Annotated in this window: 20 protein-coding genes and 1 tRNA gene; 4 read left to right on the forward strand and 17 right to left on the reverse strand. The window is 29.3% G+C overall.

Annotation, left to right across the window (positions count from 1 at the left end; genetic code table 11):
- Position 1: 1 nt before the first annotated feature.
- The 14 genes from J2Z39_RS04610 to J2Z39_RS04675 all read right to left on the reverse strand — a co-directional run bounded on the left by J2Z39_RS04610 (position 2) and on the right by J2Z39_RS04675 (position 15717).
- Complete coding sequence (locus J2Z39_RS04610) at positions 2 to 355, reverse strand: type II toxin-antitoxin system PemK/MazF family toxin (RefSeq protein WP_117521682.1); 354 nt, start codon at positions 353 to 355, stop codon at positions 2 to 4.
- The gene (gene alr / locus J2Z39_RS04615) at positions 345 to 1466 is read right to left on the reverse strand and encodes an alanine racemase (protein ID WP_209814006.1); all 1122 of its coding nucleotides are present in this window, start codon (positions 1464 to 1466) and stop codon (positions 345 to 347) included. The genes J2Z39_RS04610 and alr overlap by 11 nt, the downstream gene beginning before the upstream one ends.
- A complete protein-coding gene (locus J2Z39_RS04620) occupies positions 1463 to 2659 on the reverse strand; it encodes an NAD(P)H-hydrate dehydratase (protein ID WP_117521684.1) in 1197 nt (398 codons plus the stop codon). Before J2Z39_RS04620 ends, alr begins: the two co-directional genes overlap by 4 nt.
- Positions 2656 to 3918 (reverse strand): amidohydrolase, encoded by a 1263-nt coding sequence (locus J2Z39_RS04625; protein ID WP_117521685.1) that lies wholly within the window; start codon positions 3916 to 3918, stop codon positions 2656 to 2658. The genes J2Z39_RS04620 and J2Z39_RS04625 overlap by 4 nt, the downstream gene beginning before the upstream one ends.
- Before the next feature lie 29 nt (positions 3919 to 3947).
- Complete coding sequence (gene gatB, locus J2Z39_RS04630; RefSeq protein ID WP_117521686.1) at positions 3948 to 5366, reverse strand: Asp-tRNA(Asn)/Glu-tRNA(Gln) amidotransferase subunit GatB; 1419 nt, start codon at positions 5364 to 5366, stop codon at positions 3948 to 3950.
- Complete coding sequence (gene gatA / locus J2Z39_RS04635) at positions 5366 to 6772, reverse strand: Asp-tRNA(Asn)/Glu-tRNA(Gln) amidotransferase subunit GatA (RefSeq protein WP_117521687.1); 1407 nt, start codon at positions 6770 to 6772, stop codon at positions 5366 to 5368. Before gatA ends, gatB begins: the two co-directional genes overlap by 1 nt.
- A gap of 8 nt (positions 6773 to 6780) precedes the next feature.
- Positions 6781 to 7059 carry an Asp-tRNA(Asn)/Glu-tRNA(Gln) amidotransferase subunit GatC gene (gene gatC / locus J2Z39_RS04640; protein WP_117521688.1) on the reverse strand — a complete coding sequence of 93 codons (279 nt, stop codon included), beginning with the start codon at positions 7057 to 7059 and terminating at the stop codon, positions 6781 to 6783.
- 1 nt (position 7060) lies between these two features.
- Entirely contained in the window at positions 7061 to 9061 is a 2001-nt protein-coding gene (ligA, locus tag J2Z39_RS04645) for an NAD-dependent DNA ligase LigA (protein WP_209814008.1), read from the reverse strand.
- A 1-nt stretch (position 9062) separates the two neighbouring features.
- A complete protein-coding gene (locus tag J2Z39_RS04650) occupies positions 9063 to 11258 on the reverse strand; it encodes an ATP-dependent helicase (protein ID WP_209814010.1) in 2196 nt (731 codons plus the stop codon).
- A gap of 81 nt (positions 11259 to 11339) precedes the next feature.
- A complete protein-coding gene (locus tag J2Z39_RS04655; protein WP_117521691.1) occupies positions 11340 to 11666 on the reverse strand; it encodes a YerC/YecD family TrpR-related protein in 327 nt (108 codons plus the stop codon).
- 106 nt (positions 11667 to 11772) lie between these two features.
- Positions 11773 to 13428 carry a formate--tetrahydrofolate ligase gene (locus J2Z39_RS04660; RefSeq protein WP_209814011.1) on the reverse strand — a complete coding sequence of 552 codons (1656 nt, stop codon included), beginning with the start codon at positions 13426 to 13428 and terminating at the stop codon, positions 11773 to 11775.
- A 6-nt stretch (positions 13429 to 13434) separates the two neighbouring features.
- Positions 13435 to 14085: a type 1 glutamine amidotransferase gene (locus tag J2Z39_RS04665; RefSeq protein WP_117521693.1), complete on the reverse strand. Its 651-nt coding sequence runs from the start codon at positions 14083 to 14085 to the stop codon at positions 13435 to 13437.
- The gene (locus J2Z39_RS04670; protein ID WP_117521694.1) at positions 14082 to 15410 is read right to left on the reverse strand and encodes a Mur ligase family protein; all 1329 of its coding nucleotides are present in this window, start codon (positions 15408 to 15410) and stop codon (positions 14082 to 14084) included. Before J2Z39_RS04670 ends, J2Z39_RS04665 begins: the two co-directional genes overlap by 4 nt.
- A gap of 37 nt (positions 15411 to 15447) precedes the next feature.
- Positions 15448 to 15717 (reverse strand): acylphosphatase, encoded by a 270-nt coding sequence (locus tag J2Z39_RS04675; RefSeq protein WP_117521695.1) that lies wholly within the window; start codon positions 15715 to 15717, stop codon positions 15448 to 15450.
- Between the two features lie 101 nt (positions 15718 to 15818).
- On the opposite strand from J2Z39_RS04675, the gene J2Z39_RS04680 reads away from it, so the two are divergent.
- Together J2Z39_RS04680 and J2Z39_RS04685 are read left to right on the forward strand one after the other, a co-directional pair.
- Positions 15819 to 18401 carry a heavy metal translocating P-type ATPase gene (locus J2Z39_RS04680; RefSeq protein WP_209814013.1) on the forward strand — a complete coding sequence of 861 codons (2583 nt, stop codon included), beginning with the start codon at positions 15819 to 15821 and terminating at the stop codon, positions 18399 to 18401.
- Positions 18401 to 18676 (forward strand): metal-sensing transcriptional repressor, encoded by a 276-nt coding sequence (locus tag J2Z39_RS04685; protein WP_209814015.1) that lies wholly within the window; start codon positions 18401 to 18403, stop codon positions 18674 to 18676. The genes J2Z39_RS04680 and J2Z39_RS04685 overlap by 1 nt, the downstream gene beginning before the upstream one ends.
- Before the next feature lie 118 nt (positions 18677 to 18794).
- Here the strand turns inward: J2Z39_RS04685 and J2Z39_RS04690 are convergent, their stop codons facing one another.
- A complete protein-coding gene (locus tag J2Z39_RS04690) occupies positions 18795 to 19298 on the reverse strand; it encodes a QueT transporter family protein (protein ID WP_209814017.1) in 504 nt (167 codons plus the stop codon).
- 122 nt (positions 19299 to 19420) lie between these two features.
- On the opposite strand from J2Z39_RS04690, the gene J2Z39_RS04695 reads away from it, so the two are divergent.
- Together J2Z39_RS04695 and J2Z39_RS04700 are read left to right on the forward strand one after the other, a co-directional pair.
- Positions 19421 to 20329 carry a C39 family peptidase gene (locus J2Z39_RS04695; protein WP_117521699.1) on the forward strand — a complete coding sequence of 303 codons (909 nt, stop codon included), beginning with the start codon at positions 19421 to 19423 and terminating at the stop codon, positions 20327 to 20329.
- Positions 20330 to 20376: 47 nt separating this feature from the next.
- Positions 20377 to 20452 (forward strand) — tRNA-Lys (locus tag J2Z39_RS04700).
- Positions 20453 to 20524: 72 nt separating this feature from the next.
- On the opposite strand, the gene J2Z39_RS04705 is transcribed toward J2Z39_RS04700, so the two are convergent.
- Both J2Z39_RS04705 and J2Z39_RS04710 read right to left on the reverse strand, forming a co-directional pair.
- Entirely contained in the window at positions 20525 to 20833 is a 309-nt protein-coding gene (locus J2Z39_RS04705; RefSeq protein ID WP_209814019.1) for a DUF4298 domain-containing protein, read from the reverse strand.
- Between the two features lies 1 nt (position 20834).
- Positions 20835 to 21767, reverse strand: coding sequence for a serine hydrolase domain-containing protein (locus tag J2Z39_RS04710; protein ID WP_209814020.1), 933 nt, complete (start codon positions 21765 to 21767; stop codon positions 20835 to 20837).

A 21767-nucleotide genomic window follows, 5' to 3' on the forward strand; every position in this document is an offset into this window, starting at 1 on the left:
ATTAAAAATCATTTGACAAGTCAAGTGATATAGCCATAGCCTCATTTATTTTTAGCATGACTCTATTATCAAAGTTTCCTATTCTCTCACGAAGTCTTCTCTTATCTATAGTCCTTAATTGCTCTAAAAGAGCTACGGAATTTTTTGGCAAACCAAACTCACTACCCTTTATTTTTACATGAGTGGGTAGTTTTGCTTTATTTAGTTGACTTGTTATGGGGGCTACTATTATTGTAGGTGAATACTTATTACCCACATCATTCTGAACGACTATTACAGGTCTTACCCCCCCCTGCTCACTACCAACAACGGGAGATAAATCTGCATAGAACAAATCTCCTCTTTTAATCTTCATAGATTTCTCCTAAATAATTATCTATATCAATTATTTTACCATTTTTCTTATAAATTCTAGGCACTCTCATAGCAATAGAAGTCATTAATTCATAAGGAATTGTATTAATTTTATTAGATTCTTTATATATATTAGGATAAATTATAACTTCATCGTCCATATAAACTTCCATACCACTAACATCTACCATCAATTGATCCATGCAAACCAAGCCTAAAACTTTACAGAGCTTATTATTAATTAAGACCTCACCCTTATTAGAAAAAGCTCTCATATAACCATCAGCATATCCTAAAGGTATAGTTGCAATCTTCATAGGTTCTTTGCTTATAAAAGTTCTTCCATAACTAATAGGGGTGTTTGCTGGTATATCTTTTACATAAGATACATGACTTATATATTTAAAACATTGTTCTAAATCAATAAGTTTTTCATTTTTTACTTCAATTGAAGGGTAGATACCATATAAAGAAATACCTATTCTCATCATATCCTTAGTAATATTATGTTTTATAGCTCCTGCACTATTAGCTAGATGAATAAATTTAAATTTATAATAATCTTTTATTTGATTTAATATGTTATAAAACCTTTCTTTTTGAATCATTGTAAAAGAAGTATCTTTTTCATCTGCGGTTGAAAAATGAGAAAAAGCTGAAATCACATCTAGATTATCTAAATTTTTTAATTTTTTTATATCATCTAATTCGCTTTCTCTAAACCCAATTCTTCCGTGACCAGTATCAAGTGCAATGTGTACTTTCAGCTTACCACTAATACTATCATTAATTTTTTTTGCATATTCTAGATCATAAATAGGTAAATCTATATCATATTTAACACATTTATCAATTTCTTCAAAATTAACATAAGCAAGAACCATAACCGGCTTTGTAATTCCTGATTTTCTTAAAGATATAGCTTCTTCTAGCCTAGCAACTGCAAAATAGTCTACAAATTCTTCAATTTCTCGGGCAATCCTTACTGCTCCAAGACCATATCCATTAGCCTTAATTACAGCACAAAACATGGATTCCTCATCTATACTTTGTATATTATTAATATTTTTTATTATCTTATCAATGTCAACTTCTACATATGTTTCAATCATAAGTTCCTCAATCGTTTTATAGCATAAGGTAAGCAGTCAATTATATCTGTAGAAATCAGAGAATCTTCACCAAATTTTTCCTTAGCTATATCTCCCGCTAAAGAATGCAAATAAACCCCTAACTTTGCAGCATCATAAATATCTATCCTATTAATTAAGGCAGCAATTATGCCTGTTAGCACATCACCTGAACCTGCAGTAGCCATACCAGGATTACCAATTTTATTTATGTAAGTATTTTCTCCATCAGTAACTATTGTTTCATCTGACTTCAAGACTAAAATTAAACTGTTATCTCTAGCAAATTTTTCCGCTAATTTTATTTTATCTTTTTTTATTTCTTCTATTGATAAACCAGTTAACCTAGAGAATTCTCCAATATGTGGCGTTAATATAATATTATTATCTGTGTTAAGTATACTTAAATCCTTACTTACAGCATTCAATCCATCAGCATCAATCAAAACTGGCATATTTATATTTTTAATAATTTCATTTATTAATTCATTAAGATTATTACCCTTACCCATACCTGGACCAATTATTAGCACATCTAAGTTTTTAACTTCATCTAAAATCTGATTACTAATTTCATTGTTGTAATAAAAATTTTTACAATTAATTTCTTTTATTATTTGCTCATTGGCCTTTATTTGTAAAATCTTTGAAATTGATTGTGGAGCTATTATATAAGATAATCCAGCTCCTGCACGCATACTTGCCATTGAGGACATAAAAACAGAACCAGCCATACCCGAACTTCCACCAAGAATTCCAATTTTCCCATAATCACCCTTATGAGAAACTTTCTCTCGTTGTGGAAAAATCTTTTGCATCTTTTCATCAATTTTTTTATTTATATCATCATTCTTTTTATAGCAAATAGCAATAGCATAGTCTTCATCATGGCTAATAGATAAATCAGAATTGATAATACTTTGGTTTATACTAAGTACAGGAATAGAGTTTATATGTAATATTTCAATTTTTTTTCTTAAAATATAAGCTAAATTTAAATTAAAAGCCTTAACTGTAGCTTCCTTTGCTGCAAATATTCCAGCTAATGTTTTATTAATATCAGTTTTTGAGTATGCGTATAATAATTCATTCTCTGTAAAAATTCTTTTTATAAAATATTCACTCTTGGACTTATCTATAAATTTACTTATACTAACTATATCTATACCTATCATAATAATTCTTTGCTTAACTTATTTGCCATATATTTAATTTCATCAATATCTAAGTAATTATAAGTACCATTTTCATAGACTATATCTCCATCAATAATTACATATGATATATCAGAATCATATGTTGAATAGCATAGAGATGCTATTAAATCATTGCAAGGCAAGTGATTAATATTATCTATATCTATCATTATAATATCAGCTTTTTTTCCAACTTCTATAGTGCCTACTTTATCATCTATACCCAAAGCTTTTGCTCCATTGACAGTGGCCATTTTTAATACATCATAGGATTTTAAGTTATTTGCAGCTTTTAGTTTAGAAATTAATGATGCTATTTCAATTTCTTTAAGCATAGATTGCTTATTATTACTTGATGCAGAGTCTGTTCCAAGACAAACATTTATTCCATAATCTAATAATCTACTTACATCACATATACCTGAAGATAGTTTTAAATTACTAGAAGGGTTATGAATGATAGATATATTTTTTTCTTTTAATATATCTAAATCATTATCTGATAGATGCACACCATGGGCTGCTATAACTCTATTATCAAATATGCCACATTCATCAAAAACTTCACTAGGACTTTGTCCATACTTTTCGTAGCAATGTTTATTCTCATACTCTGTTTCAGATAAATGAATATGTATAGGGATTGCATATTCTTTTGATTTATCTGATATTTTTTTTAAGTATTCTTTATCAGTAGTATAAATTGCATGAGGACCTAATGCAATTTCTAACTTATTATTTAAACCATTATACTTATCGAATAATTCTATATTTTCTTTTAATCTATAATAATTAGCATCAGGTGATGAGAGTCCACGAGCAAGCTGAGCACGAAGCTTAGCTTTTTCTAAAGCTTTTATGGTAGCTTGCTCATAGAAATACATATCTGCAAAAGAAGTAGTACCAGTTGCAATCATCTCAGCAAATGATAAAAGAGATGCGTTATAAACTATTTCCTCTGTTAACTTTTCTTCAGCTGGAAATATGTAATCATTTAGCCAAGTCATCAAATCATTATCATTCCCATAGTTCCTAAAATAACTCATTCCTACATGAGTATGTGCATTTATAAATCCAGGCATAGTAAGATAATTTTCACCTTCAATTATTCTATCAGCATTAAAATCATCTAGCTTTCCTATATGTATAATTTTATCATCTTTTATGTAAATACTATTTTTTATAACTTTATCATCTACCATAGATAAAATAGATGTATCTTTAATTTCTATATTCATGGCAAAAAAGGAGTGTTACCACTCCTTAATTATTCTCCTAACTTTTCTTTTAAAAATTTATTGATCTCAGCTGGATTTCCCTTGCCCTTAGTTTTTTTCATAGCTTGTCCAACAAGGAAACCAAAAGCACGATCCTTACCATTTTTAATATCTTCAATAGATTCAGGATTTTCACTTAAAACTTCATTAACAACTTCTTCTAAGAAACCACTATCACTTATTTGTAATAAGTTTCTTTCTTCTGCTAATTTTTCTGGATTCTCATCTGTTTCATAAATTTCACGAAGTAACTTTTTAGCTACATTATTATTAACTTTATCTTCTTTTGCAAGATTTATTAATCTAGCAAAGTTTTTTACTGAAAGATTCATAGTATCGGGTCTTTGCTCAGTCTCATTAAGACGTCTTGATAGTTCAGATAATATCCAGTTAGCAGTAATCTTTGGTTCATTAACTAATTTATTAGTTTCTTCAAATAGATTAGCTAATTGTCTATCATTTGCTAGTAAACTAGCGTCGTATTTTGACATATCGAATTCATTTATATATCTTTTTTCTTTATCTGCTGGGAGCTCTGGTAAACTATTATCTATATTATCTATAAATTCATCAGAAATACTAATTTTAGGTATATCTCCATCAACTGAAAATCTATAATCATTACCTTCTTCTTTATGACGCATATGAATTGTCTCTAATTTCTCATCATCCCATCTTCTTGTTTCTTTGATTCCTAACTCATCATTTTCTAGAAGATTATTATGACGCTTTTCCTCAAAAGCTAAAGCCTGTTCTATTGCCTTTATAGAATTTATATTTTTTATTTCTGATATGTTTGTTCTTCTATCAGTATCTAAATCTATCATATTGATATTAACATCACAACGCATAGATCCTTGAGCCATTATACAATCAGAAATCTCTAAGAACCTTAAAGTGCTGGCTAAAGTTTCCACAAATTCACGAGCTTCTTCTGGACTATTTATATCAGGTTTTGTTACTATTTCAATAAGAGGTACACCTGCTCTATTATAATCCATAAGAGTTCTACCTTCTTCATCATGGTTTGATTTACCAGTATCTTCTTCCATATGGATTTCTATTAGACCAACTTTTTTATCACTTGGAAGTTCAACATAACCATTTCTTGCATATGGTCTGTCAAATTGAGTTATTTGATATCCTTTAGTAAGATCCGGATAAAAATATTTCTTTCTATCCATTTTTTGATCTTTTGCAATATCACAATTAAATGCCAAACCTGCTCTTAGTGCAAGTTCAACTGCTTTTTCATTCATTACAGGTAAAGCGCCAGGATGACCTAAGCAAACTGGGCAAACATTTGTATTTGGTACAGCTCCAAATTCATTTTTACAGGAGCAAAACATTTTTGTATTTGTAGCTAGTTCTACGTGGATTTCTAGTCCTATTATTGTTTTTGTATTCATTATTCCTCCTCTAAAAACTTAGCTGCTGCATTTATAACATTATAGTCATCAAACCTATTACCTATAAATTGAACGGAACCAGAGATGCCTTGACGTACTGGAACAGATAATCCACACATGCCAGCAAGATTTACTATAACATTAAATCCATCTGCCTTAAAATCACTTAATGGATCTGCTACTGTATTTTCATCAATTCGAGGTGGTAGATTAGTAGTAGTAGGAGTTACTATCAAGTCAAAATCTTCAAATAGTTCTTCTAGTTCATTTTTTATTAATGTTCTTAGTTGCAGTCCTTTTTTATATATTCTTTGATCATCATTGCTAGATAAATACATAGTTCCTAACGCTATTCTTCTTTGAACTTCTTCACCTAATCCTTCTGACCTAGATTTTATATACAAGTCATTAATATCTTCATAAGATTCAGTTTGATGCCCAAATCTTACTCCATCAAATCTACTCATATTTGATGAAACCTCAGAACTCATTACTATATTATAGACAGGATTTGCAAATTTTGCGTATTCTAAATCCACTTCACACAGATTTGCACCAAGACTTTTTAGTCTCTCTAAAGCTTTTCTATAATCTTCTTTAACTTCTTGTTCGATACCTTCATTAAGTACACTATTTGTACTAATTACAGCTATTTTTTTACCATTAAAATCATAATCTTCCTCTATAAATTCGTAAGGATCTAAAATAGATGTCATATCATTTTTATCAGGTGACGAACTAACTGATGCAAATAATCTCAAATCATCAATATCTTTTGCAAAAAGCCCTACTTGATCAAGCGTATTAGCCATAGATACTACACCATATCTACTAATAAGTGAGTATGTAGGCTTATATCCTATTATATTTGTATATGAAGCTGGACCTCTTACTGACCCACCTGTATCTGTTCCTAGTGCTACTAGTACATCTTCATTAGAAACTGACACTGCAGAACCAGATGAAGAACCCCCAGCTATCTTTTCCTTATCTAAGTTATTAGTTACAACACCATAATAAGATGTTTTAGAACTTGCTCCCATAGCAAATTCATCCATATTGGTTTTACCGATAATTATAGCATCTTCCTTTAATAGATTTTCTACTACCGTTGCATTATAAATAGGAGTAAAGTTCTCTAACATTTTAGAAGCACATGTCATTTTCATATTTTTATATGAAATATTGTCTTTAACAGCTATAGGTAAACCAAATAATTTTCCTAATCTTTCTCCATTTTTACGCTTTTTTTCTAAATATTCAGCTCTTTTTAGAGAATCCTCTTCGTTATATGATATATATGCGTTATGCTCGTTTGCTTTTAATTTTTCAAGAGTTTCCTTAGTGTAATCTATTACAGAAAGGTCTCCAGATTTTAATTTATCTACTAAGCTTTCAATTTTCATAAACCCTCCTATAATTTCCAATCTAATCTGAAATATCCAAATTCTTTATCACTAGCATTCTTTAGTGCTTCTTCTCTTTCTACTGACTTAGAATTAGAGTCATTTCTAAAAACTGCATCATGAGTATATATTGCTTCAGTAAATTCAACATCTTTTGTATCTACATCAAAAATTTCATCAATAAAATCAATTACTATATTAAATTTATTAGACAAATCATCTACATCTTTGCCTTCTAAACTTATATTTGCAAGTTTATAAATTTTTTCTACTTCTTTAGCTTCCATATTATTTCCCTTCCAATTGACTTAGAAATTCATAAAGTTTCTCATTTTCATAAATTTCTATGCCTAAATCACGCGCTTTTGTAAGCTTCGATCCGGCTTTCTGACCGCAAATTAATACATCTGTATTTTTTGAAACAGAAGTTGTAACTATCCCACCATTATTTTCTATTAATTCTTTTATATCATCTCTTTTATAGTTATTAATAGTTCCAGTTATGACAAAAGTTTTTCCATCAAGTTTATTAGACACATTATCATTCACTTTTTCATTTATTTTAATACCCTTAGATAATAGCGTATCTATTGCACCATTTATATTATCGTCATGAAAAAATTCTACTATATTTTCTGCTATAATTAAACCAATATCTTCTATATCAACTAACTGATCTACATTAGCATTCCTTAAATTATCAAAACTTTCAAACCTATTAGCTAAATCACGAGCTGTTCTTTCTCCAACATTTGGTATGCCTATTGCATAAATAAATCTATTTAAATCACGATCTTTACTATCTTCTATTGAATTTAAAAGATTTTTAGTTTTCTTATCACCAAATCTATCTAAATTTATCAAGTCTTCATAAGTTAAATCGTATATTTCATATATATCTTTAATATTAAGCTCATTCATAAGCTGAGCTATAGTTTTTTCTGATAAGCCCTCTATATCCATAGCATTTCGTGAAGCAAAATGCTCCATACGTGCCAATAATTGAGGAGTACAAGATATAGAATTAGGACACATTATATGGACATTACCCTCTATAAGCTCCGATCCACAATAAGGGCAGTATGTAGGCTTTTCAATAACTTTAGTATCTGGCTGATCTTCATCTACTACACCTAATATTTCCGGTATAACATCATTAGACCTTCTTATAAAGACTTTTGAGCCAATCTTTATTTTTTTTCTTTCTATATCATCATAATTATTAAGGGTAGCACGAGAAACAGTTACACCTGAAAAATCTACAGGTTCGAGTAAGGCTGATGGTGTAACCTTTCCAGTTCTTCCTACATTCCGTACTACATCTAGAAGAGTGGTAGTATATTCCTCTGCTTCAAATTTAAAAGCTACTGACCACCTTGGAAATTTATTTGTATAACCTAAAGCTTTCTGGGTTTTTTTGTCATTTATCTTTATAACTACCCCATCTGTTAATATGTCTAGAGTTTTTCTTTCTTCCTCTATTTTTTGTAACTCTGAGATTATTTCATCATAAGATTTTACTTTTTTATGATAGGAATGAACATTAAAGTTCTCTATTTTTAAAAACTCCAACATATCTTCTTCGCTTGCAAAATCTAGATCTGTAGTAGATATATTATAAAAAAATGCTATCAAATTTCTTTTACGTGTCTCATTTGGATTTAGATTACGTATAGCTCCTGCCGCAGCATTTCTGGCATTTTTTAGCTGAATGTCATTCTTTTTATTATATTTTTCTAGTTCAGATAAAGGCATTAAAGCTTCACCTTGAATTTCTAGAATTGATTTCTCATCAATATTTAAAGGTATAGATTTTATTGTTTTAGCTTGAGCTGATATTTCTTCTCCAACTATACCATTACCACGAGTTGACGCATTTTTAAGTATACCATTTTCATAAGTTAAATTAATAGTCAGCCCATCAAACTTATACTCCATAATAAATTCTATTTCTGGTAAGCTATCTTTATGAGAATCATTGTAAGCCTTTCTAAGTCTTCCTACTCTTTTAATCCAATCGTTCAGATCTTCATAAGTCTGTGCCTTATCTTGTGAATATAACCTAGATATGTGAAAGTGTTTTTCAAATTTTTCTAAAACTTCTCCACCAACTTTTTGAGTAGGAGAATTATTTGGTATATAGCCTGATTCTTTTTCTAATGCTTTTAATTTATCATAAAGTTTATCATACTCTCCATCAGAAACCAAGGGACTATCTAGGGTGTAATAATGATAATTTAACTCTTCTATTTTTTCTATCAATTCAATTATTTGTTCTTTCTTATCCATTTTACACCTTATAAATTGGAGCATAATCTTGGTTTAACTTTTTTAGACCTTTTTTATCAAAAGCTACCACTAGCTCATTTCCCTCATTGCTTTCTTTTACTTGAACTATCATTCCTTCACCCCACTTAGAATGCATTATCTTGTCACCTACTTGATAAGTCTCATCACTATTTTCATTTTTTCTAAGTTTAGTATTTAAGACTGATTGTCTAGTTTTTTCTCTCATATAATCTTCATTTGAAGATTTTTCATAACTTTTAGAAGAAAAAGAGTTAAATGTCTTATTTTCTAACTCTTTTATATTTTCTCTAATCTCATCTACAAATCTTGATGTTTTATAGTATATAGGCTTACCATAAGAACGCCTTAATTGGCTACTTGTTAAATATAGTTTTTCACGTGCTCTAGTTATAGCTACATAAAATAATCTACGTTCTTCTTCAATATTGCCCTCATCAATGGATCTTTTCCCTGGAAATAGTCCTTCATCCATACCTACTACAAATACTACAGGAAATTCCAAACCTTTAGCAGAATGCATAGTCATCAGTAATATAGAATTATCTTTATCTTCAGTTTTTTCCATATCTGATATAAGGCTTAGATTCTCTAAATAGTCATATATAGTATCATCAGGGTTATTCTCTTCATATTCACTAGCAGCAGATATAAACTCATTTAAGTTATCAATCCTTGCTCTATCTTCCACTGAATAGCTAGATTCAAGTGATTTAAGATATCCTGACTTGTCTAAAACTTCATTAATTAAATCCGTTATAGTGTATTTATCTATATTTTCAAAAATTTCTGATAAAGGATTATAGAATTTATTTGAAAGATTTTTTAATCTGTCTGTCAAAAGCACGCTATATTCATGACTTCTTATCAAATCCAAAATTGATATATTATTATCTGTAGCAATCTTACTTAATTGTTCTACTGATTTATTTCCAATTCCTCTTTTAGGCTCATTAATAATTCGTTTAAGAGCAACATCATCTTTGGGATTGACTATAACTTTCAAATAAGAAACAAGATCTTTAATTTCTTTTCTATCATAAAACTTGAGACCTCCTACAACTTTATAATCAATTAAACTTTTCATCAACGCTTCTTCAAAAGGTCTTGATTGGGCATTTGTTCTATAAAGGATAGCTATATCGCTATAAGAATATCCCTCATTTATTAACATCTTTATTTCATCAACTACAAACTTACTTTCTTCACTTTCTACAGAATTATTCTTATAAAGAACCTCATCACCAATTCCATTAGCTGTCCATAATTCTTTATCTTTTCTTTCAACATTATTTACGATTAAAGAGTTAGCAGTATCTAATATATTAGATGTCGATCTATAATTTTGCTCAAGTTTAATTACTATTGCATCTTTAAAGTCTTTTTCAAAGTTTAATATATTATTAATATCTGCTCCTCTAAAACTATAAATTGATTGGTCAGCATCACCCACAACGAATACATTTTGATGAATTCCAGCAAAGTTTTTTACAAGCTCATATTGTGATATATTTGTATCTTGATATTCATCCACAAATACATATTCAAATTTATTTTGATAGTACTTTAATACATCTTTATCTTTTGAAAATAAAAGAAGAACTTTTTCTATTAAATCATCAAAGTCTAAGGAATTATATTCAAATTTTCTTTTTTCATATTGTCTATAAATTTCATAGTATTCATTATGATATCTATAATATCCGTCTATATCTAAAAATTCTTTTGGACTAATAGATTTATTCTTTAAAGAGCTTATTAAATTTTGTGCATCTCGTGGACTAATTTCATCCTTATAGCCTAAATCATTTATAATCTCTTTAATCAGAGTTCTTTGGTCGTTTGTATCATAGATAGTGAAATTTGAATTATAACCTATTTTCTCAATATTCATCCTTAAGATTCTAGCGCAAATGGAATGGAATGTTCCTATCCAAAGACGACTAACATCTATATTAAGTAAGTTAGAAACTCTATCTTTCATTTCATTTGCTGCTTTATTGGTAAATGTGATTGCTAGAATATTTCTGGGATCCACTTTTTCATTTTCAATAAGATTAGCTATACTTGTAGTAAGAACCCTTGTTTTTCCACTTCCTGCACCAGCTAATACTAAAAGAGGTCCTTTATTATGTAATACTGCCTCTTTTTGTTTTTCATTTAATCCTTCTAGATTCATAACCACATCCCCCTTATCTAAATATTATACCACACGAAAAAAGAGTGGGCATAAATGCCAACTCTTTAAATTCAAAGATTATTAATTATTATCTTCTTCTCTTTGTTTTTTTAAATCTTTCTCAATTAGTTTATCTAAAACTAAATCATAACCATTTGATCCATAGTTAAGTGATCTATTAACTCGAGAAATAGTAGCCGTAGAAGCGCCCGTTTCTTCTTCTATTACATTATAAGTTTTTCTTATTTTAAGTAATCTAGCTACATGGAGTCTTTGCGCAATAGATTGGATTTCTCGTGCTGTACATATATCTGTAAAAAATCTGTAGCATTCTTCCACATCTTTTAGCATAAGAATTGCTTCAAATAATTCGTCTGTTTGTTTATTTTTTAATTTTGAATCTGTCATTGTTCCCCCAATTTAGGTATATTTTTACAATATTATTATAACATACTTTTTATTAACTTGCATTCCCTTAATATAATTAATTACAATTTTTTAATAAAAATAGATATTATGATAAACCTACTATTTTATTGTTAGAATCTATATCTATTTCATAAGCATTAGGTGTTTTTGGCAATCCTGGCATAGTTAAAATATTAGAAGTATAAGCTACTATAAATCCTGCACCTGCATTAATTCTAGCTTCTCTTATTGTTATATCATAATCTTTATCTGTTATTCTAATATTAGGATCATCAGAAAAAGAGTAAGGTGTTTTTGCGACACATATTGGAAGATTATCATAACCTAGATCTTCAATTCTTTTTATATCTTTATTTGCTTTTTTTGTATAAACAACATCTTTTGCCCTATATATATCCTTTGATATCTTTTCAAGTTTTTCTTTAATAGTTAAGTTAACATCGTATAAAAACTCAAACCCATTATCTTTTTCACATAAATCTACAACTTCATTTGCAAGATCTATTCCTCCTTGTGATCCGTTGGCGAATACGGTTGTTTCTATGGCATTTACTTCCATAGATTTTGTAAGAGATTTAAGTTGGCTTATTTCTTCATCAGTATCTGTATCAAACTTATTAATAGCTACTACTATATTAGTTCCAAATTTTTTCATATTCTCAATATGTATCTTTAAGTTCTCAAATCCCTTATTTAAGTAGTCTAAGTTTTCTTCTTGAAGAGCATCTGAAGGCATACCCGCTTGATATTTTAAAGATCTAATAGATGTAACTATTACTGTTGCATCAGGTTTTATATCACCTAATCTACATTTTATATCGTTAAACTTTTCTGCACCTAAGTCAGCTCCAAATCCAGCTTCTGTTACTACATAATCAGATATAGCTAAAGCCGTTTTTGTAGCTATTAAGGAATTACAACCATGTGCAATATTCGCAAATGGCCCACCATGTATTATGGCTGGAGTATTTTCTATTGTTTGAACAAGATTCGGTTTTAATGCATCTTTCATTAGCACAGCTACAGATCCAGTTGCTTTAATATCATCAACAGTAACTGGATTATTATAAATATCATATGCTACAATCATTTTGCCTACACGCCTCTTAAAATCATCAAGGCTTGTTGCTAAACATAAAACTGCCATCATTTCTGTAGCAACAGTTATATCGAATTTATCTTCACGAATAACCCCATCAGTCTTATTGCCCATGCCTATTACAACATTTCTTAATGCTCTATCATTTAAATCTACGCATCTTCTCCAAACAATTTGTTTTGGATCAATGTTCTTTTCATTTCCTTGGTATATATGATTATCAATAATAGCTGCAACAAGATTTACAGAAGATGTTATAGCGTGAAAATCTCCAGTGAAATGTAGATTAATTTCATCCATTGGTAAAACTTGGGAGTATCCACCACCTGTTGCTCCACCTTTTCTACCAAAAGATGGTCCAAGTGATGGTTCTCTTAATACTGAAATTGCGTTTTTACCAACTTTATTTAAAGCCATTGAAAGTCCAATATTAACAGTTGTCTTTCCTTCACCACTTGGTGTAGGATTAGTTGCGGTAACTAAAACTAACTTTGAATCTTTTTTATCTTTTTGTAAATAGGATAAATCTATTTTAGCTTTATATTTGCCTAGTTTCTCATAATCTTCTAAACCTATTTTTTCACAGATTTGGTCAATGTCTTCTAAATTTGCTTCTTGAGAAATTTCTATATCAGTCTTCATTATTTATTAATTCCTTTCTTCAATTTTGTTTAGTAGATCATTACATAAATTATTGTTTCTTGCCAAAAGTGGTCCATGTAAATATGTACCTATGGTGTTTTTATATCTAAAACCTTCAGTTTTATCTTTTCCATTATTGCCATTTCCCTCAATAACCATTCCCAAAGCTTTTTGATCCTTAGATAAGTAGGTTACTCCGCCATGATTTTCAAATCCTTCATAAATTTTCTTAGATAAATTATCCTTAATTTTAATCTGACCTGTAAATCTAGCTCCATCTTGTTGATTTTCAGTATAATGATCAAAAATATTTAACCCATTAATCTTGTTATTATAAGCATCATAATAATATTTGCCCAATAATTGATATCCACCACAAATGGCAAGAAAAACACCTGATTCTTCTATGTAATTAGCCAGTTCATCTCTTTTTCCTAATAAGTCTTCTTGAACAATTTTTTGTTCATAATCTTGTCCACCCCCAAAAAATACAAAATCATATTTTTCTGGGACAAACTCATCTCCTAAACTAATTATCTCTGTTTCTACTTCATAACCTCTCTTTCTTGCTTCGTGGGAAAAGGCCATGATATTTCCTATATCCCCATAAGTATTTAATAAATTGCCATAAAGATGACAAATTATAAGTTTTTTCATAAATCAAGAACCTCCCTTAGCCTTAACATAGCAGTATAAGTAGAAAGAATATAAATATTATCAGTTTTTGTATCTTTTATTACTTTTTTTATCTCATTTTCGTAATCAAATTCTTTTATTTCTCCATCAAATATCTCAGCTATTTCTAGGCGTCTTTTCATATCTTTCTTACGCATACCTGATACATATATGTCTTTTATAGTTAAGTTAGAAAGATTTTCATAGTAGGAATCATATATCCAGCTTACATCTGTCCCATCAGCATAATTATCATTTAAAAGACAGATTAAGGATATTGGCTCTTTTTCTAAAAGCATTAAATCTATTATTTGATTAAGACCAGTAGGGTTCTTTACGAGATTAATAGTAACATTTTTATCATAGATTTTAATATTTTCTTGTCGACCAAATACATTTTTTTGACTAGCTAAACCTTCATAAATCTCTTCATAACTTAAGCCTAATTCTTTTGCAACACTTAAAGCAGCTAAGGCATTGTATACATTATATAAACCTCCAACATTTACTTCGTAAAATTCATCGCCTACATAGAATGAGGAATAGTTGGCTTCAAGCTTTTTTATTTTATCAAGTTTATAAGTTATTTCAGGAGAGCTAAAGTCACAGCTTGTACAAGCAAAATCTCCTAGAGAAGAATAATTATTTAATTTGTACTTTAAGATGTGATTGCAATGAGGACAAAGTATACCATCAGAATTGGCATCTGCTTCTAAAATATAATCATCTTTCTCTTCCCTTTTATCTCTTATAGCAAAGTAAGACTTATTATATTTATCCATTTGATCATATGAAAATATTGGCAAATCACCATTTGCAATAATTTTTGCATTTGGCATTACTTCCATACCTTGCATAAGTTTATTAAATATATTATAGATTTCTCCAAACCTATCCATTTGATCTCTAAAAATATTTGTAAATATAACATAATCAGGCTTTATATTTCTGCCAATACGAACAAGATTTGCCTCATCTACCTCTAAGACTGCTATAGTTTCTTCTCTTTTTGGATTATCTAGAAGTGTAGTAATAATACCTTGAACCATATTAGAGCCTGATTCGTTAGTATAAACCTTATCGTAGTGTTGCCTTAATATATTTGCTAAAAAATGGGTTGTCATTGTTTTTCCGTTTGTACCTGTTACAAAAACAAATTTTGTATTTTTTGATAACTCATCCAATATATTTTTATCAAGTTTATAAGCTACATAACCTGGAAGTGCTGTAGCGTTGTGACGAGTAAGTCTTAGACCAGCTCGTACTATTTTTGCTATTTCTTTTGTAAATTTACTTTTTATTGTCATAAGATAAATATATCTTAAAAACTAAATTAATCAATTATTAATGCACTATGTTAAAGCTTAGACAATCTATTGATTTATTCACTTCATTTTTATCTATAGAATCTATCCTGATAAATCTCTGATTTTTGATCTCTTCAATAAATTTTTCTATATTTGTTTCTTCTCCTTTTACATACACCTCAACATCTCCATTGGATAAATTTTTTACAGTACCAACTAACTTAAGCTTATCGGCTATCATTTTTGAAGTATATCTAAAACCTACCCCTTGTACTCTACCTTTGAATATTAAATGATATGTTTTCATATTTGCTCCTTTTGCTTGTAATATATACCCTTTGCTTGACAATGTATATAAGCAATCGTTAAATGATATTAACACCCCCACAGGGTGTGGAAGGAGGTTATATGAAAAAACGCTACGATGTAACAGGTATGACTTGTGCGTCTTGCCAAGCCAATGTTACAAGAGCAGTTGAAAAACTTGGCGTTAATGATGTAAATGTAAATCTTATCAATGAATCTATGAGTGTAGATTATGATGAAGATAAATTAAGCGATGATGATATAATCCATGCTGTAGAAAAAATAGGTTATGGAGCTAGCTTAAAAGATAAAGAAAAATCAGCCACAGCTGACAAACCTAAAGAAAAAGACCAAGAGGAAAGTCATACTAAATTTAGGTTAAAAGTATCCTTAGCTTTCTTAATCCCACTTTTGTATATAGCTATGGGACCAATGATTGGTTTGCCAGTTCCTACTTTTATACAAGGAAGAGAAGGCTCTATAAATAATGCCTTTATACAATTTATACTAACTATTCCAGTATTAGTAGTAAATAGAAAATTTTTTATAAATGGATTTAAAGGATTATTTAATAAAGCTCCGAACATGGATACCCTAGTAGCTTTAGGTGCAAGTGCAGCAACACTTTATGGGATTTTTGCTATAATGCGAATGGCCTATGGTTTTGGATTTAACCAACCAGAAATTATAGATCAATATATGCATAACCTATATTTTGAGTCTGCTGCTATGATTCTAACTTTAATAACTCTTGGTAAATATTTTGAAGCTAGATCAAAGGGTCAAACTAAAGCATCCCTAGAAAATTTAATAAATCTAGCACCCAAAAAAGCAACAATTCTTGTTGATGGTAAGGAAAAAAGCGTAGATGTTTCTGAGATAGAAAAAGGAGATATAATCTTAATTAGACCTGGAGATTCTATTCCAGTGGATGGTGAGATTATAGAAGGCTCTTCCCTACTTGATGAAGCAGCTTTAACTGGTGAATCTATTCCTGTTAATAAGGGTGTTGGTGATGAAGTAATCACTGCAACTATTAACAAAGAAGGTTCATTTAAATTTAAAGCTACCAAAGTTGGAGAAGATACAACTCTTGCCCAAATTATAAATCTAGTAAATGAAGCAAATGAAACCAAGGCTCCAATCGCTAAAATGGCAGATGAAATTTCAGCTATATTTGTACCAGCTGTAATTTTAATTTCTATTGTTACATTCATAGTATGGATGGCACTAGGTTACAATTTTGAATTTGCATTAAATCTAATGATTTCAGTTTTAGTTATATCCTGTCCATGTGCCTTAGGTCTAGCTACACCGATGGCAATAATGGTTTCTACTGGAAAATCCGCAGAACTAGGTTTATTATTTAAAAACGCAGAAAGTTTAGAAAACTTAAGTAAAGTTGATACTATATTACTAGATAAAACAGGAACTATTACTGAAGGTAGACCTCAAGTTACAGATGTAAAAACTGATATAGACCATAATGAGTTTATAAAACTTGCAGCTTCTATAGAAAAATCATCTGAACACCCATTAAGTAATGCAATAGTTACCTATGCTGAGGAAAATAATATAGCTTCAGAAAATGTATCAGACTTTAACGCTATTTCTGGTAAAGGAATAAGCGCAACATATAATGGGCAAAGATACCTAGCAGGTAACTTAAGACTAATGAAAGAAAACAATATAGATCTTAAAAACTATATTGAAATAGCTGATACTTATGCAAATGAAGGCAAGACTTCTATGTACTTTGCTGATGAAAATAAAGTAATTGGTCTAATAGCTGCTAAAGACTTACCAAAAGCAACTTCAAAAGTTGCCATAGATGAGCTTAAAAATCTAGGGTATGAAGTAACTATGGTAACTGGAGATAACGAAAAAACAGCAGAAGCAATCAGATCTGACTTAGGTATTGATAAAAAATTTGCTGATGTCCTACCTCAAGATAAAGATAAAGTTGTAAAACAATTGCAAGATATGGGTAAAAAAGTAACCATGGTAGGTGATGGTATTAATGATGCGCCTGCTCTTGCAAGAAGTGATATAGGTATTGCAATAGGAAATGGAACAGATGTCGCTATAGATTCTGCAGATGTTGTACTAATGAGAAATTCACTACTCGATATAGTAAGTGCATTAGAACTTTCTAAATCAACAATTAAAACTATAAAGCAAAATCTATTCTGGGCTTTCTTTTATAATATAATACTAATTCCAGTAGCTGCTGGATTGCTATATCCTTTAAAAGGAATAATGCTTAATCCAATGTTTGCAGCTTTTGCAATGAGTATGTCATCTATCTTTGTTTGCCTTAACTCTTTAAGGCTTAAAGGATTTAGCCCTAATTTTAAAAATAAAGAGGCAATAGATAAATTAAATAAAAAAAGTATTAATAAAAATATAGAAAACCTACCAAATGAAAATAAAGAATATATTAAAGGAGAAGAAAAAATGGCAACAACAAATAAATTAATAGTTAATGTAGATGGAATGAGCTGTGAGCACTGTAAAGCTCATGTAACAAAAGCACTTGAAGAATTAGCATTTGTTGAAAAAGTTGACGTAAGCCTTGAAAATAACAATGCTACTGTAGATTATTTTGGCACAGCAGATGAAGATGCTATAAAAAATGCAATCATAGATGCTGGATATGAATATAAGGGTATTGAATACAAATAATGCATGCTGATAAGGCAAAGACAATAAGAAAGCTCAAAACCGTTGGTGGACAAATCGATGGTTTAATAAAAATGGTTGAAGATGATCGATATTGTATAGATGTAAGTAACCAAATTATGGCATCTATATCTATACTTAAAAATATTAATAAAGATGTATTATCAGCACACCTCAGCCATTGTGTATATGAAACTTTAGAAAATAATGATCCCGACGATGCTAAAGAAAAATTAGCAGAAATTGAGAGTATCATTAATAAGCTCAATAGACTTTAAAGTCTCCCCCTTTTTTTATATAATATAATGAATAAGTACCATCTTTACTGTAAAAAACAGCAAGATGGTACTTATCAGTTTTAAAGATTCACATCAAAAAGTATTATTTTCAAATATATCAAAACTCTTTAATATATTTCATAAATCCTTTATTATCTTCTAATATTTTAAAAGTTATCACAGCTATAATACTTACCATAATAAATTCACTAGCCATAAAAGAAAATAGCATTGTTATAAAAGCGCCAGTATTATCTAAAATTATATATGTTCCAATAGCAGGAACAGATACCATTAATACTGGAAATAGAGATGCTATAAATAATTTATCTGTTTTCTCCATAAGTTTAAAAGCTACATAAGAAGAAAGCGTTCCAAATATTAAGTCAAACCATACCATAGGGCTAAATAAATTTGCAATTGCACATCCTAAAACAAGACCTGGTATAAATCTTTTATTGTAAAATACCAATAAAACTAAGATTTCCGAAAATCTAAATTGAATAGGTCCATATTGCGGCATAGGAATAACTAAGGTTAATACTGCATACAAGGCAGCTACTACTGCTGATCCAACTAGATATCTAGTATCATTTGTAAGTTTACTTTTGTCTTTATTCATTTTTTCTCCTTGATATTTTTTTAATAATGGGTGCCAAGAAACATTACCTTGTAAATATACCTTAATTTTAAAACACTCCAAACGATTATTGAAGCTTAGCAAAGTTTGAGTAAAGTATTGATATGAAAAAGCAAATTTTATTAGTGCCTTTGACTTTACTTCTAACTTCTTGTTCAACAAGCTTTAAAAGTAATGATGAAGAACTAATTGATCAAGAAAATATGAATATAATATCTGATATTAATGAACTTGCGATAAATACTTTTATAAACCGAGACAAATCAACTATCGTAAAAAATATAGATACTGCAATAGAAAATGAAAATATAAATTTTACTCCAAAAGTAAAATCAGATGTAAAAGAAGAAATAATTAAAAATGTTGAGAAACAAGCTGCTACCGACCCTAAAGCTAAATGGGTTTATGATAACTATTACAATATAACTAATGTAGAAGCTTATCTTACAGGTAATGACACAGACACCATAGAATTCGTTTATAATATGAATCATGGAGAAACAGACTTTATAAGTACCCCAGGTGAATCTATAAAATTAAATCGAAAAACTCCTTATTACATACAATGGGATAATAGATGGGCTTATTTAGATCTTGGAGATAGAAACATAGGTATATCTGGATGTGGTCCAACTTCTGTATCAATGGTATTATCGAGATTAAAAGATGATCCTAATATAACACCTGACATAATAGCAAAAGATGCAAAAAATTATATGACAAGTGAAGGTATAGCTTGGAAATTTTTTTCTCAAGAAGCACAAAAATATAACTATGCTGTTAAAGATATAAACTTAGATGAAAATGAAATGAAAGAAGCTCTAAAAAATGGTCCTATAATAGTTTCAGTAAAAAAGGGTTACTTTACGCTATTTGGTCATATTTTTGTAATAGATTCTTATAAAGATGGAAAATTCCTTATAAATGATCCAAATAGTGTAAAAAATACTATGCGTCCTTGGACATATGATGAGATAAGTGATCAAATAGTTCATATGTGGCAAATATATTAATTTGACAAGTTCAAAATGAAGTTGTATACTATATAAGTATTCACTTCGCACCATTAGCTCAGTTGGTAGAGCACCTGACTCTTAATCAGGGTGTCCAGAGTTCGAGTCTCTGATGGTGCACCAAGTAATTAAAATGGAGAGTTTATTAACTCTCTATTTTTTTGCACAAAAATAGTATGAGTTTTTACACTCATACTAATTATCCTTATCTTGAATCATATAATTTGCAAGATCTAAAAGCTCACGCGCCATATAATAATTATCTCCTAGTAAATCATATATAGCGTCCTCAGTTAAAATTCCTTGATTTATATCATCTGGAATTTCTCCTTTATTTGATGCATCATGATCTTTTATAAAATCTTCACTATAATAATATTTCTCTAATTTTTCTAATTCTTTTTGATGATCTTTAAAGTCTTTTAAGGATTTAGAAAGATCTTCTAAAAGTTTTTGATGTTCTTCATATATTTTGGTATATTCTTTTATATGTTCATAATTCATTTTATTTCCTTTCATACATCATAGATATTATTTTATTAATATCAGCCTTAATCTCATAACCTTTATTATCAGACCCACTGTTTGTTGTTATTATTAAGATCCCTAACTTTTTAAGTAAAACAATTAGCTGTCCACCAGTTCCAGATGCAAATACTACTTCATTATCAGATATCCAGATACCATAACCATAATTATCTTCTGATAAAAATTTTCTTTTAGTCTCATTAGGATTTTTAAACAATGGTCTTGTCATTTTTTCTATCCAATTGCAACTAACAATTTGTTTTCCGTTGAATTTACCATTATTTATTAATAATTTGCCTATGCTCAGCATATCATTAGCACAAAGATTAACCTTAGTTGCTCCCGCTAGATAATCACCATATCTTTCCCATTTAGCATCATTTATATTAAGTTGATTAAATAAATTTTCATCTATAAAATCAAAAAGATTATACCCCAAATATTCTTGCATTGTTGCTGCTAATAAATAAAATCCTGCATTAGAATATAAAAAGTAGCTACCAGGTTTAGAATATATTGGATAATTTATTATATAATCAAATAAACCATCATAGTCCTTAGGATCTATATTTTTACTCATCAATACTAAATCCCTGTATCCTGTAGTATGAGTTAAGAGATGCTTTATTTTTACTTCTTTAAGATACCTTAGATTCTTCGTATTGCTAAGATTTATCTTATCTTTTAGTATAGGATAAATTAAAGTTTCTTCATTAAAATCATTATTAGATTTCTCTATTAAAATTCCACAAGCTAAAGCTAACACTGTTTTAGATATAGACCTGACATCAAATACATTATCATTTGAAAAATCAATATATTGGTCAGTTTTATTATCAAATATAATTATACTTTCAGCAGAATCTTCTTTATTAATTATCTCATTAGCTATTTTTTCTAAATCTAACAT

The sequence above is a fragment of the Anaerococcus nagyae genome (assembly GCF_017874535.1).
GTDB lineage: Bacteria > Bacillota > Clostridia > Tissierellales > Peptoniphilaceae > Anaerococcus > Anaerococcus nagyae.

Coding starts and splice junctions, on each gene's coding strand:
- J2Z39_RS04610 (WP_117521682.1), bottom strand. CDS start 355: ATGAAGATTAAAAGAGGAGATTTGTTCTATGCAGATTTATCTCCCGTT.
- alr (WP_209814006.1), bottom strand. CDS start 1,466: ATGATTGAAACATATGTAGAAGTTGACATTGATAAGATAATAAAAAAT.
- J2Z39_RS04620 (WP_117521684.1), bottom strand. CDS start 2,659: ATGATAGGTATAGATATAGTTAGTATAAGTAAATTTATAGATAAGTCC.
- J2Z39_RS04625 (WP_117521685.1), bottom strand. CDS start 3,918: ATGAATATAGAAATTAAAGATACATCTATTTTATCTATGGTAGATGAT.
- gatB (WP_117521686.1), bottom strand. CDS start 5,366: ATGAATACAAAAACAATAATAGGACTAGAAATCCACGTAGAACTAGCT.
- gatA (WP_117521687.1), bottom strand. CDS start 6,772: ATGAAAATTGAAAGCTTAGTAGATAAATTAAAATCTGGAGACCTTTCT.
- gatC (WP_117521688.1), bottom strand. CDS start 7,059: ATGGAAGCTAAAGAAGTAGAAAAAATTTATAAACTTGCAAATATAAGT.
- ligA (WP_209814008.1), bottom strand. CDS start 9,061: ATGGATAAGAAAGAACAAATAATTGAATTGATAGAAAAAATAGAAGAG.
- J2Z39_RS04650 (WP_209814010.1), bottom strand. CDS start 11,258: ATGAATCTAGAAGGATTAAATGAAAAACAAAAAGAGGCAGTATTACAT.
- J2Z39_RS04655 (WP_117521691.1), bottom strand. CDS start 11,666: ATGACAGATTCAAAATTAAAAAATAAACAAACAGACGAATTATTTGAA.
- J2Z39_RS04660 (WP_209814011.1), bottom strand. CDS start 13,428: ATGAAGACTGATATAGAAATTTCTCAAGAAGCAAATTTAGAAGACATT.
- J2Z39_RS04665 (WP_117521693.1), bottom strand. CDS start 14,085: ATGAAAAAACTTATAATTTGTCATCTTTATGGCAATTTATTAAATACT.
- J2Z39_RS04670 (WP_117521694.1), bottom strand. CDS start 15,410: ATGACAATAAAAAGTAAATTTACAAAAGAAATAGCAAAAATAGTACGA.
- J2Z39_RS04675 (WP_117521695.1), bottom strand. CDS start 15,717: ATGAAAACATATCATTTAATATTCAAAGGTAGAGTACAAGGGGTAGGT.
- J2Z39_RS04680 (WP_209814013.1), top strand. CDS start 15,819: ATGAAAAAACGCTACGATGTAACAGGTATGACTTGTGCGTCTTGCCAA.
- J2Z39_RS04685 (WP_209814015.1), top strand. CDS start 18,401: ATGCATGCTGATAAGGCAAAGACAATAAGAAAGCTCAAAACCGTTGGT.
- J2Z39_RS04690 (WP_209814017.1), bottom strand. CDS start 19,298: ATGAATAAAGACAAAAGTAAACTTACAAATGATACTAGATATCTAGTT.
- J2Z39_RS04695 (WP_117521699.1), top strand. CDS start 19,421: ATGAAAAAGCAAATTTTATTAGTGCCTTTGACTTTACTTCTAACTTCT.
- J2Z39_RS04705 (WP_209814019.1), bottom strand. CDS start 20,833: ATGAATTATGAACATATAAAAGAATATACCAAAATATATGAAGAACAT.
- J2Z39_RS04710 (WP_209814020.1), bottom strand. CDS start 21,767: ATGTTAGATTTAGAAAAAATAGCTAATGAGATAATTAATAAAGAAGAT.